The organism is Micromonospora sp. U21, assembly GCF_018070045.1.
Taxonomy (GTDB): Bacteria; Actinomycetota; Actinomycetes; order Mycobacteriales; family Micromonosporaceae; genus Micromonospora.
Window position 1 is genome coordinate 98,185 of the sequence record NZ_JAGPYK010000005.1, and the last position, 12,670, is coordinate 110,854.

Here is a 12,670-nt window from a genome sequence, read left to right on the forward strand (position 1 = left end):
GACGCTTGTCGGTATCGACTCTTAAGGTCGGCGAAACATCTTGGAAAACGTTACCCGCATCTCGCATCGCCGCCGTGTCGCGAGGTGCGAGTCCGGCGCCCCTCACCGTTCGCATCGTCAATCGTGGAGCCCCCGGTCCTGGCCGTCTGAAACGATTCAATCAAGTGGGTACCCAGTGACACTCGAGGTGAAAGAACGTTCCTCGCCATCGATGGCGGTTCTGCCCAGACGCCACCACGGCAGTGCGCCGCCCTGGTGGTTCATGATCCCGGCGCTGCTGCTGTTCGCCTTCGTCGTCCTGGTGCCCAGTGCGCGGGGGGTCTTCTACGCCTTCACAGACTGGGATGGCCTCGACCCGAACTTCGCGGTCATCGGCCTGCGCAACTTCATTGACATGATCGACGACGCCGACGCCCTGTCGGCCGTCTGGCACACCCTGCTCATCGCGGTGGCGGTCACGGTGATCCAGAACGGCGTCGGGCTGCTGCTGGCTCTCGGCGTCAACAGTATGATCAAGAGCCGGAACTTCCTGCGGGTGTTGTTGTTCGCCCCGGCGGTGGTCACCCCGATCGTGACCGCCTACCTGTGGCGCAACCTGCTCGGCCCCGACGGCGCCGTAAACAGCCTGCTCGGCGCGGTCGGCCTCGGCTCGTGGCGGCAGGACTGGCTCGGCGACCCAGGCCTGGCGCTGTGGATGATCGTGCTCGTCGTGGTGTGGCAGTTCGCCGGCTACTCCATGGTCATCTTCCTGGCCGGGTTGCAGTCGGTGCCCAAGGAGATCTACGAAGCGGCCGCCATCGACGGCAGCGGTCCGGTCCGCCGCTTCTGGTCCATCATCCGGCCGCTGCTGGCCCCCGCCATCACCATCAATCTGATGCTGTCGATCATCGGCGGCATCAAGCTGTTCGACCAGGTGTACGCGCTGACCGGCGGCGGCCCCGGCCACGCCACCGACACCATCTCCACCCTGATCTACAAGGACGCCTTCACCCTCGGCGAATTCGGCTACAGCATCGCCCTCGCCGTCGTGCTCACCGTCATCGTCGCGGTCGCCTCCGCCGGCCAGTACGCCGTGCTGTCCCGCAACGAGAGGGCGGCGTCATGAACCGCTACACCAAGCGCACCTTCGCGCTCGAAGTGGTCATGATCGCGGTGGCCATCGCGTTCGCGTTCCCCGTCTACGTGCTGGTCAACCTGGCCCTGCGGTCGCCGTCGGATACCTCGTCGCCGATCAGTCCCACCGTGGCACCGACCCTGGGCAACTTCACCCAGGCATGGCAGGAGGCCGGCCTCGGTGGCGCGTTGATCAACAGTATTCTCGTGACCGCCGTCAGCGTCCTGATCGTGCTCGCCGTCTCGTCGCTGGCTGCCTACCCCCTGGCTCGCTCCACCGCTCGCTGGTCGCGCGGCACCTTCCTGCTGATCATGCTGGGACTGGTCCTGCCGTTCCAGCTCGCGTCACTGCCGCTCTACCAGACGGTCCGCGACCTCGGGTTGCTCGGCTCGGTGTGGTCGCTGGTGCTGTTCTACGCCGGCCTGCAGGTGCCGTTCACGACCTTCCTCTACGTCGGTTTCCTGCGGGCGTTGCCCCGTGATTTCGAGGACGCCGCGGCAATCGACGGCTGCACACCGCTGGCGACCTTCCGTTACGTCGTCCTACCCATGCTCAAACCGATAACGGTGACCGCCCTGGTGCTCAACGCGGTCAGTGTCTGGAACGACTTCTTCACCCCGCTGCTCTACCTCAGCGGCAGCGACCAGCAGACCATGCCCGTCGCGGTCGCCGGCTTCGTCGGCCAGTTCGTCTCCGACTGGAATCTCATCTTCGCCGCCCTGCTGATCAGCATCGTGCCCGTTCTCGCCGTGTACCTCGCACTGCAGCGCAGCATCATCAACGGCTTCGCCGGAGGGCTGAAGGGATGACTCCTGACGGCTTGCGGACCGAGCAGCTCACCGAACCGCTCGGCGTCGACGAACCCCGCCCGCGGCAGCGTCGGCGACTGGCTCTACGGCCGGGGTCGCCGGCATCGACCAGAGCGCCGGCTCACCGTGATCGACACGGTGCCGCCGGGAAGCACCGCCGTACTGCAGATCCCCACCGATCCCGGCAGCGCGCGAGAATGACGTGCCTGCCGCCGGGACACCCGGGATTCTCGGGGCCGAACCGTCCGCCGCAGGGATCACCCTGCGCTGACATCGGGCCGCTACACCTTCACCGCCCCGCCTGATTCATCTCCAATGTGGGAGACATCGTGAACTCACGCAGACTCACCGCTGCCGCAGCCGCACTGATGGCCGCGACCCTGATCGCCGGCTGCAGCAGCGGCACCAACGCCGGCTCCGGCGACGACAACACCCTCACCATCGCCTCGGTCGACCAGGGCTCCATCGAACCGGTAGTGAAAGCTTTCGAAACCGCGAACCCCGGCGTGAAGGTCAACCTCACCACCAGCGGCGCCGACCAGCACCAGCAGCAGATTCGTACGCAACTGTCGTCCGGCACCGCGCCGGACGTGATGTCGGTCTGGCCGGGCAACGGCAATCCCGGCGCCACCTACGTGATCGCCAAGCCCGGCTACCTGCTCGACCTGTCCGACCAGCCGTGGGCCGCGCAACTGCCGGACGCCTTCAAGAAGCTTTCCCAGTACGAGGGGAAGACCTACAACGCGCTGTTCGGGCTCAACGGCATCGGCGCCGTCTACAACGACGAGGCGGTGAGCAGGGCCGGCCTGACCACGCCGGGGACCTGGACCGACCTGCTCGCCTTCTGCAAATCCGCCGCCGGTAAGGGCACCCCCGCCTTCGCCCTCGGCATCCAGGACAACTGGGTCACCCAGCTCGCCCTGTACGCCCTGGTGGCCACCGATGTCTATGGCACGGACAAGGACTTCGACACCAAGATGCAGAGCGGCCAGGCCACCTTCGCCGGGTCGGCGTGGGCCAACGCCATGGCCAAATACCAGGAGATGAACAAGGCCGGCTGCTTCCAGAAGAGCCCCCTCAGCACCAGCTACGAGGCCAGCCAGACCCTGGCCGCGACCGGTAAGACGCTCGGCATCATCCAGGGCAACTGGGTCATCGCCCTGCTCAAGCAGAAGAACCCGAACGGCAAGTTCACCATGAAGGCGCTGCCGGCGACCGACGACGCGGCGAGCTTCCTCATGCCTGCCGCTGCCGGTATGGGCTATGGCGTCAACGCGAAAGCGAAGAACAAGGAACTCTCGCTCAAGTTCGTCAACTTCGTCATGTCACCGGAGGGCATGAAGCTGTTCAACGAGGCACAAGGCAGTCTGCCGACCCTGCCCACCGCCACCACCACCATCGACCCGGGTCTGACCGAACTCACCGCGTACGTCAAGGACAACCGCACAGTGCCGTTCATGGATCAGTTGTGGCCCAACGCCAAGGTCCAGCAGACCATGCTCAGCGGCCTGCAGGAGATCTTCAGCGACCAGGCCACCGCCGCCGAGGTCCTCAAGGACATGGACGCCGACTACAAGGCAGGATCATGAGAGCCGTAAGCCTGATCACCGCACTCGGGCTCGCCGCGACGCTCGCCGCGACCTCCGTCCTCGCTGCCACCCCGGCCGGTGCCATCGGTCCCGACGTGCGAGTCGTGGATCTGCGCGTCGACGGCCGCCCCGACCAGCCGATCGGGCTGGACAACCCCAACCCCCTGCTGAGCTGGCGCTTCGCCGAAACTCGGTCAGCGGCCGCTGACCGGCAGACCGCCTACCAGATTCAGGTCCGCGACCTCGGCCACAATCGGCTCATCTGGGACTCCGGCAAGGTCACCTCCGCCATCCAATCCGGCGTCCGCTACTCCGGCACGGCACTCAGCTCCCGGCAACGCCTCGCCTGGCAGGTCCGGGTCTGGGACGCCAACCGACGCGCCTCCGCCTGGAGCGCCCGCTCCACCTGGGAGATGGGCCTGCTCCAGCAATCCGACTGGGGCAGCGCGAAATGGATCGAGTATCCCGACCGCGTCGACACCCAACCGATGCCGATCTTCGCCCGCCAGTTCAGCATCGACCCACGCCGTAAGGTCAGTCACGCGCGGCTCTACCTGTCCGGCGTCGGCATGCACCTGCCGACCGTCAACGGCCGCGAGTTGAACAACGAGGTCCTCGCTCCCGGCTACTCGAATTACCAACTCTCGAGTGAGTACCGCGGTTTCGACATCACCGACGAGCTTCGCAAGGGTGACAACACCGTCGGGGTCAAGCTGGGCAACGGCCCGGCGTACGTGCGGCGCAGCGTCACCAACCCGGCGGTCGGGCGTACGTCCCCGTACTCGTGGTGGCAGAGCCAACTCAAAGGCCGCGGCGTGCTCACCGGCGACACCGAGGCCGGGGCAACCACCGTGCGCCTCGACAGCGTCACCGGCTACCACGTCGGCGGCACCATCAACGTCGACACCGCGGGTGGCGGCGACAGCCTGGAGTCGCGGACCATCACCGCGATCGGGACGGCCGGCGCCGACGGCACCGGCATCACCTTCACCCCCGGCCTGTCCAAACCGCACTCCACCGGCGCCACGGTCACCGGGTCTGGCAACAACGTCGCAGCCAGCGATGCCAGCGCCGGAGCGGCCGTCACCCCACGGCTCATCGCCCGACTCGAGGTCTCGTACACAAGCGGGTCCTCGACGGTGATCGTCTCGGACCGCGAGTGGCGCACCTCGCTGGGCCCGCTCGTCACCGACGCCTGGTATTCCGGGTCGGATCACGACGCCCGCCGCGAGCAGCCCGGATGGGACCAGCCCGGCGCCGACCTGACGGCCACGGCGAAGCGGCGCGACGGCAGCCCGGCCGAATGGATCGCCGCCGGAATCGCACCACCGCCGAACCTCGCGACCAAGCTGGTCGGACGCACCGCCCCACCAATCAAGATCGCCGAAAAGTTCACCCCGGTCGCGGTGACCAACCCGAAGCCCGGCACCTGGGTGTTCGACTTCGGGCAGAACATCGTCGGCTTGCCGCAACTCACGCTCAAGCCGGGTGTGCCGGCCGGCACCACGATCCGCCTGTCGCCAGCCGAGTCGCTCGCGGCCGACGGCACTGTGGATCAGGCCTCGTTGATGGGTGGCGGAGGTAGCCGCGGCACCGACCTGTTCAACACCTACACCTCCGGTGGGCTACGCGGCGGGGAGACCTGGCGGCCGGACTTCAACTATTTCGGCATGCAGTGGGTGCAGGTCACCGGCCTGCCCGAAGGCTATCTGCCGACCAAGGACACCATCACCGGGCTGCGAGTGCAGGCGGATACGCCCCTTGCCGGCACCGTGCTCACGTCGAACGCGCGAGTCAATCGCATCCACGACATGGCCTGGTACTCGTTCGCCGGCAACATCATGTCCGTCTTCACCGACTGCCCTGGCCGGGAGAAGCTGTCCTACCCGGCGGACTACACCATGCCGATGGGCTCTATCCACCGCAACTTCGACCTGTCCGCCTATCTGCGCACCCACGAGCGGCACCTGGTCGAAGGCCAGTCGATGGCGGACACCCCGATGTTCGGCAACGTTGCGCTCAAGACCCCCGTCTACGACTGGGGCTACTCGGGTCGTTTCGGTGATGAGATCAACTGGGGTAACGCCATCATCCTGGTTCCGGGACTCCTGCGGCAGTTGTACGGCGACACCGAGACGGCGGCCCGTTACTACGAGCCGATGGTGCGGTTCGCCGACTACATCCAGCGGCAGAAGGCGGTCGGGCACATCGTCGACGCAGCGCTGGCCGACTGGGTGTCCGCCGACCAGACCTCCGGCCGCATCACCGGAACCTGGGGTTACTACCTCATGATCAGCGAACTCGCGAAGCTGGCGGAGCTGACCGGCCGTCCCGCGGACGCGCAGAAGTACACGGCGCTCGCCGCGGACATCAAGACGGCGTTCAACGCGGCCTTCTACAACACGACTCTGCGCCGCTACACCACCGACGGCACCGCAGGCACCGCGGGCGCCACCCAGACGGCGCAGGCCCTCGCCCTCGACGCCGGCCTGGTGCCCGACGGGGAACGGCAACCCGTCCTCGACGCACTCGTGGAACTGGTCTACACGTTCCATCCGGTCGGTGACGGTCCGCACTTCAGCGGCGGCACCATCGGCATGGCACCGACCGTGCGGGCGCTGTCCGCCGGCGGCCGCGACGACGTGCTGTGGGACCTCATCCAGGAAGATGAGCAGCCCAGCTACGGCTACTTCATGGAGTCCACCACAGCGAACCCGGGCGGCATGACGACCGTGGGGGAGCGGTGGAACCGGGGCGACTCCAAGAACCACATGATCCTCGCCCAGATCGAGGAGTGGTTCCACGCCGGCCTGGCAGGTATCCGTGCTGCCGACGGCACCACCGCCTACCGCGACCTGGTCATCCAGCCGAAGGTGGTCGGCAACCTGACGTTCGTCAAGGGCAGCTACACGACCCCGCAAGGTACGGCCCGCTCCGAGTGGACCCGTACCGGAGACCGCCTGCGGCTGACCGTCACCGTTCCGCCAAACAGCACCGCCGAGGTGTGGGTGCCCACCCTCGGCGGCAAGGTGACCGGCGCTCCGCACCGCACGAAGCTCCTGCGCACCGAGGGCGGCTATTCCGTCTACCGGTCGCCGTCGGGCACCTACACCTTCACCACCAGGTGATGTGACGTGGCCTCCGCGCCCTGGGCGCGGAGGCCACGACTCCACCTGCCGAGAGGACTCGCGTGGACCTACCTGCCGACTTTCTGTGGGGCACCGCCACCTCGGCCCACCAGGTCGAAGGCGGCAACACCAACAACGACTGGTGGGACTTCGAACACCACCCCACGTCGGCCGCGCAGACGTCGTCGGGCGACGGCATCGACCACTTCCACCGGTACTCCGATGACTTTGCGCTTCTTCGCTCCCTGGGCCACAACGCACACCGCCTGTCGATCGAGTGGTCTCGGATCGAACCGGCGCCCGGCGAGTTCAGCCGCACCGCCATCGCCCACTACCGGCGGGTCCTCACCGCGCTCGCCGGCACCGGCATGACCGCCTTCGTCACCCTGCACCACTTCACCCTGCCGCGCTGGTTCGCCGCCCGCGGCGGCTGGCTCGCCCCGGACGCCATCGACCTGTTCACCCGGTACTGCGCTCATGTCACGGCTGAGCTGGGCTCGCTGATGCCGTACATCTGCACCCTCAACGAGCCGCAGATGATCGCCCTGCATGGCTACCTCGAGGGCTACCACCCGCCCGGCCTGACCAACCCGGTCCTGTGGAGACGCGTCGGCTCGGTTCTGCTCGACGCACACCTCGCAGCGGTCCCGGCGATCCGCGCCGCCGGTGGCGCCCAGATCGGGCTGGCCGTGCAGCTGCCGGTGCTCGCCCCGGCCCGCGACGACGACGCCTGTCGTTCTCTGCACCGGCTGATGCGCTACGAGATCGTCGACCGCTACCTCGACAACCTCGCCGGCCCCGACGGCGGTGACTGGCTCGGAGTGCAGTATTACCGCAAACAATGGGTGGACCCCGCCTCACCCACCTGGTTCGGTGAACCGCCGACCGGCACCCCGCTGACCCAAATGGGCTGGGCCGTGCACCCCGACGGCCTGCGGGAGATGCTGCACCGCGCCGCCGCCACCGGGCTGCCGCTCTACGTCACCGAGAACGGCATCGCCACCACCGACGACACCGAACGGATCACGTATCTCACCACCCACCTGGCAGCCCTCGCCCAGGCCTGCGCCGAAGGCGTCGACGTGCGCGGATACCTGCACTGGTCGGCGTTCGACAACTTTGAGTGGAGCGAGGGATATCGACCCCGATTCGGACTCATCAGCGTCGACGACTCGTTCGCCCGGTTGCCCAAACCCAGCGCCCACGTCTTCGCCCGCATCGCCCGCACCGGACAACTCCAGGAGACCCCGCGATGACCGCCGGCGGAATCAGCACCGCGGAGGCCGCCAGGTCCCCGCCCGGCAGCTACGGTGCGTCGCCCCGCACGGACCGGTCGGCGGCGCGACGGAGGCGGTCGTGCCGGGAGGGTTCCTCACGGGCCGGCATCCGCTGCCGGACGGGGTCCACCGGCCGGGCCGGCACGCGCGGGGCCTGCCCGCTCTCCGTCAGCAGGTCCTCCGTCTCCTGGATCAGGTAGTGCGGCCGGTGTTTGGTCTCGTAGTAGATCCGGCCGATGTACTCCCCGATGACGCCGAGGATCATCATCTGGATCCCGCCGAGACCGATCACGCTGACGATGATGGTGGTGTAGCCGGGGACGTCGATGCCCTTCTCGACGGCGTCGGCGACCACCCAGATCATGTATCCCAGCGCGATCAGGGTGAGGAACAGGCCGCAGTAGATGGCCAGTCGCAGCGGCCGGTTGTTGAACGACAGGAGACCGTCGAACCCGTAGTTGAAGAGCTTGCCGAACGTCCACCGGCTCCGACCGGCCTGACGTGTCTCGTTGCGGTGCGCGACCACGACCGTCCGGAACCCGATCCAGGAGAACAGTCCCTTGGAGAACCGGTTGTACTCGGGCATGGCCAGCACGGCGTCCACCGCGAGCCGGGACAGCAGCCGGAAGTCGCCCGCGCCGTCCAGCAGCCGTACGTCGATCCACCAGTTGACCATCCGGTAGAAGGACCGCGAGGCGAGCATCCGCAGGAACCGGTCACCATGCCGGTCCCGGCGGGCGATCACCTGGTCGAATCCCTGGCGGTACAGCGCCACCATGTCGGGCAGCAGTCGCGGCGGGTGCTGCAGGTCGGCGTCCATGATGACCACGGCGTCCCCGGTGGCGCGCTCCAGACCGGCCAGCATCGCCGCCTCCTTGCCGAAGTTCCGGCTCAGCGACGTGTACCGCACCGACGGGTCGCCCGCGGCCAGCCGGCGCAGCGCCACGAGGGTGCCGTCCGCGCTCCCGTCGTCGACGTAGACCACCTCAACATCGACGTCGGGCAGCTCGGCCAGCGCGGCGGTCACCGCCCGGTGCAGCCCTTCCACCGACGCTTCCTCGTTGAAGCAGGGCACCACTACCGACAGCCGCACGTCGTCACCCCGCCCGGCCCGTACCCGCAGAGCCGTCACCCGAGGTGGTAGACCAGCACACCATCGAGCTCCTCCCGCGTGATGCCCAGTCCGTCGACCGGCCGGGCCGCGATGCCCTCCCACGACGTCCCGACGGCCCGGTCGGGCATGGCCACGACCGACCGGATCCCGATGCCACGCAGGTAGGCCACGCTCCCGGGATCGGGGAAAGAGGCCGCCGCCGCCCGGGTCTGCGCCAGGGTGGCGGGCTCGAAGCCGGCCAGCCCGTTCGCCACCCGGGGGAACCCGTCGGTCGTCCACAGCATGTAGTGCAGGTCGTTCGTGCCGCCGATCGGCAGCAGCAGGACGGGCTCCTCCGCCACCCGCATCGCGGCCGGTGGCCGCGGCACCACCGGGTGCGGCGTCCGGTTCACCCCCTCCAGCCCGACCAGGGCCAGCGGTATCAGGAGAACCGCCGGCGCCAGCAGCCGCGTGCGCCTCCGGGTGGGGGACCGTCGCGCCGACTCGGCGATCGCCGTCACCAGCCCGGCCGCCAGCACCGCCAGCAGCAGACTGGTCCAGTGCATCATCCGGCCCGGCGTCCGCAGCGCGTCCCAGCCGGGCAGGTGCCGGGACAGCGTGAGGTAGCCGGGGTCACCATCGCCACCCAGCGTGGCGCCGAGGCCCAGCAGCACCGTCCCTAGGACGCCCAGCCCCAACGCGACCCGGTGCCGGACCGGGTACACCGAGACGAACAGCCCCGCCATGGCCATCCCGATCAGGGCCATGCCGGGCAGCAACGCCATCTCCGGGGGCCAGGACAGCTGCACCCGGGCCGCCGCGTGCGGCTCACCCCACAACCAGGAGTCCGCCGGGGCGGTGACGAAGCCGATCAGCGGCGGCGAGAACATCTCCGTCCAGTCCAGGGACCGCACGGCCTGCGGATTGAGGTCGACGACCCGCAGGTAGACCAGCCCCAGGAGCAGCGTCACCGCGCCGAAGACGAGCCCACCGGCCAGATCGGCCAGCAGCAACCGGCGGCCGAACGGGAGTCGCGCCCGCCGCCGCCACCACGACCAGCCGTAGCAGCCGGGGGCCACCAGCACTGCGGCGAGCAGGAAGTAGACCAGTGGCAGCCCGATGCCGAAGCCCAGGCTGACCTGCCAGGCGGCGACGATCCACCCGGCCAACGCCCACCCGGGTCGGCGTCGCTCGGGCCGGTACCCGTGCCGCAACGACCAGCCGTGCCCGCGTGCCAGCATCGCCAGGGACAACGCGATTCCACCGCTGGAGAGGATGTTCAGGTGACCCGCGTGCGCCAGCCGCCACGGCGCGTACGCCCACGCGAGCCCGGCGACCGCGCCGCCCCACCGGCCCGCCCCGAGCTGCCGGACCAACGCGTACGCCCCGACGAACGCCAACGCGTGTACCAGCACGTACATGACGTTGTAGTGGACCAGGGCGGCCTCGAAGCCCGAGCCGAGCGCGCCGATCGGGGCGTATCCGAGGAGGGTGTCGCTGTAGGCGAACGTGTACCTCTCCGGGTAGAGGGTGTTCGAGTGCCAGAGGTCGAGGGGCTGGCTCAGCAGGGCATGGCCCGACCAGGCCATCTGCCACGCCTGCAACGTCGGGTCGCCGAGGTCGCCGGGCACCGTGCTCGCCGGATGCCGCATCGTGGGCCAGGTCAGCACCACCGCGAGCAGCAGGCCACCGACCATCGCTCCGGTCCATTCGTGGCGTAACCAGCGCCACCGGGCCCAGCGGTCAGGGGTCGGGGCGGCGGGGACCGGGCTGTGGCCGTCGCTCGCGGCGACCGGCGGGCCGTCGGCGGCTCGGGTAGACATAGATATGCATGATCCTCGATGCTGATCGCGTTGTCGACGGGTGGTCCGAAGTGTGGACTCGCCGAGTGATCAGTTGGAATTGGTGATCGGGCGAGCATGATGCCGCCGGTGATCAATGCCAGTGCGGTGAAGCGGCCGATGCTGACCGGGTCCCTGTGCACGACGATTCCGAGCGAGATCGCGCCGATCACGCCGATGCCGGTGAACACGGCGTAGGCGGCCGGCAGGTCCTGCATCGCCCGGGAGAGCAGGTGGACGGCGGCGGCTCCGATGATCATGCAGAACCTCCTGCTCGGCCGCTGCGACCAGCACGGACGACTCCGCTACGCCGGTCGATCCAAGGTGCCGTTGCACCAGCGTCCCGCGACGTCCTCCACCAGCGCATCGCACAAGCGTTCGATCAATGGTCGATGCGGGGTGGCGAGTCGCCAGGCCCACGATGCTGGGCGCGGTGGCAGCCCTCGTCGGCCGTCAGGCCCCCAGTCATTAAGGGTGCGTCTTGTCCGTGGGCGGCGCGGCGACGTGGTACGACTGCATCAGCGACAAAGCCGACGAAGCGGGCGGGCCGGTGACGACGAACAGAGTGGCCAATCTGCTGCGCATGCGTGAGAGTCCGCAGCGGCCGACCTTCCTGGAACTGTTCTTCGATCTCGTGTACGTCTTCGCGCTTACCCGGATCGTGCACGAGTTGGTGCTGGACTACACCAGGGATCACGTCGCCGACACGTTGACCACTTCCCTGTCCGAGAACGCCGAAACTTTGCTGCTGCTCCTGGCCGTCTGGTGGATCTGGACCCAGACGGCATGGATGACCAGCAGATTCGATCCGTTCCAGCCGGCGACCCAGTTCGTTGTCCTCGCGACGATGCTTGGGAGCCTGTTCCTGGCGGTCGCGATATCCGGGGCTCTCGCGGAGACTGGCCTGCTCTTCGCGAGCACGTACGTCGCGATCCAGGTGGGCCGCACCCTCTTCTTCGTCCTCGTGCGGGGTCACGATCTGCGCCGCGTCAACATGCTGGCGCTCGTCTGGTTCGGCGCGTCGGCCGTGCCGTGGCTCACCGGAGCCTTCGCACCTGAGGTGACGCGCAATTCGCTGTGGACGCTGGCCCTGGCGATCGACTACCTGGGGGGCAGACTCGGCTGGCCGGTACCGTGGCTGGGTCGCTCGCGGGTGTCGCCGTGGGCCGTCGCGGGCGAGCACCTGGCCGAACGTTACTGGCAGCTCGTCATCGTCGCGCTTGGTGAGACGATCCTGACCTCCGGATCGAGTCTTCTACGCGGTCCGATCGTGGCTGAACGAACATTGGCCCTCACATTGTCGTTCCTCACCACGGTGTTGCTGTGGCGGATCTACTTCTACCGAGCCGGCCAGATCTTGGGCGAGGCCATCGCGGCATCCGCCGACCCCGGCCGGCTCGGTCGGTTGGCCGAGTTCTCCCATCTGCTCATGGTGGCCGGCATCCTCGCCACCTCAGCCGGTTCCGAACTCGTCCTCATAGATCCATCCGGACACGCCAAACCCGCCTGGGTCGGCACCATCCTCGGCGGGCCCGTGCTCTACCTCGCCGGGCGCTCAGTATTCGAGTACGTGGCCTTCGCCCGCGTGTCCCGGCCACGGCCGATCGGGATCCTCGTCCTCGCGGCCATGGCGCCGGTGATGGTCGGCCTGCCGCCACTCGGGGTCGCTGCAGCAGCTGTCGCCGTCCTGCTCGGGGTTGCCGTCTCGGACACGATCCGAGCCCACGGACGCCCACTGGAGCAGGCCTCGCCGCCACGCTGACGCGTACCCGATACCTCACCAGTCAGAGTCGATCTAGGGCAAATTCGTGTGACCGAT

The 12,670-nt window shown here is 68.3% G+C and carries 8 protein-coding genes and 1 pseudogene; 6 read left to right on the plus strand and 3 right to left on the minus strand.

Features of this window, described 5'->3' with window-relative positions; all coding sequences use genetic code 11:
* The first annotated feature begins 211 nt into the window (after positions 1 to 211).
* The 5 genes from KBX63_RS08580 to KBX63_RS08600 all read left to right on the plus strand — a co-directional run bounded on the left by KBX63_RS08580 (position 212) and on the right by KBX63_RS08600 (position 7,896).
* Entirely contained in the window at positions 212 to 1,105 is an 894-nt protein-coding gene (locus tag KBX63_RS08580) for a carbohydrate ABC transporter permease (protein ID WP_210910433.1), read from the plus strand.
* Positions 1,102 to 1,923, plus strand: coding sequence for a carbohydrate ABC transporter permease (locus tag KBX63_RS08585; RefSeq protein WP_210910434.1), 822 nt, complete (start codon positions 1,102 to 1,104; stop codon positions 1,921 to 1,923). Before KBX63_RS08580 ends, KBX63_RS08585 begins: the two co-directional genes overlap by 4 nt.
* A gap of 329 nt (positions 1,924 to 2,252) precedes the next feature.
* A complete protein-coding gene (locus KBX63_RS08590) occupies positions 2,253 to 3,512 on the plus strand; it encodes an extracellular solute-binding protein (protein WP_307871647.1) in 1,260 nt (419 codons plus the stop codon).
* A complete protein-coding gene (locus KBX63_RS08595; RefSeq protein ID WP_210910436.1) occupies positions 3,509 to 6,640 on the plus strand; it encodes an alpha-L-rhamnosidase in 3,132 nt (1,043 codons plus the stop codon). The genes KBX63_RS08590 and KBX63_RS08595 overlap by 4 nt, the downstream gene beginning before the upstream one ends.
* Before the next feature lie 62 nt (positions 6,641 to 6,702).
* Positions 6,703 to 7,896 carry a glycoside hydrolase family 1 protein gene (locus KBX63_RS08600; protein ID WP_210910438.1) on the plus strand — a complete coding sequence of 398 codons (1,194 nt, stop codon included), beginning with the start codon at positions 6,703 to 6,705 and terminating at the stop codon, positions 7,894 to 7,896.
* Positions 7,897 to 7,945: 49 nt separating this feature from the next.
* Here KBX63_RS08600 and KBX63_RS08605 read toward each other — a convergent pair whose 3' ends face one another.
* The 3 genes and pseudogenes from KBX63_RS08605 to KBX63_RS36675 form a co-directional block, all read right to left on the minus strand.
* On the minus strand, positions 7,946 to 9,010 hold the full coding sequence (locus tag KBX63_RS08605) for a glycosyltransferase family 2 protein (protein WP_210910440.1): 1,065 nt from the start codon (positions 9,008 to 9,010) through the stop codon (positions 7,946 to 7,948).
* 35 nt (positions 9,011 to 9,045) lie between these two features.
* Positions 9,046 to 10,833, minus strand: coding sequence for a hypothetical protein (locus tag KBX63_RS08610; RefSeq protein WP_307871648.1), 1,788 nt, complete (start codon positions 10,831 to 10,833; stop codon positions 9,046 to 9,048).
* Between the two features lie 170 nt (positions 10,834 to 11,003).
* Positions 11,004 to 11,111: pseudogene (locus KBX63_RS36675) on the minus strand (SMR family transporter); the annotation flags it as partial.
* Positions 11,112 to 11,338: 227 nt separating this feature from the next.
* On the opposite strand from KBX63_RS36675, the gene KBX63_RS08620 reads away from it, so the two are divergent.
* A complete protein-coding gene (locus KBX63_RS08620) occupies positions 11,339 to 12,613 on the plus strand; it encodes a low temperature requirement protein A (protein ID WP_307871649.1) in 1,275 nt (424 codons plus the stop codon).
* Positions 12,614 to 12,670: the final 57 nt, after the last annotated feature.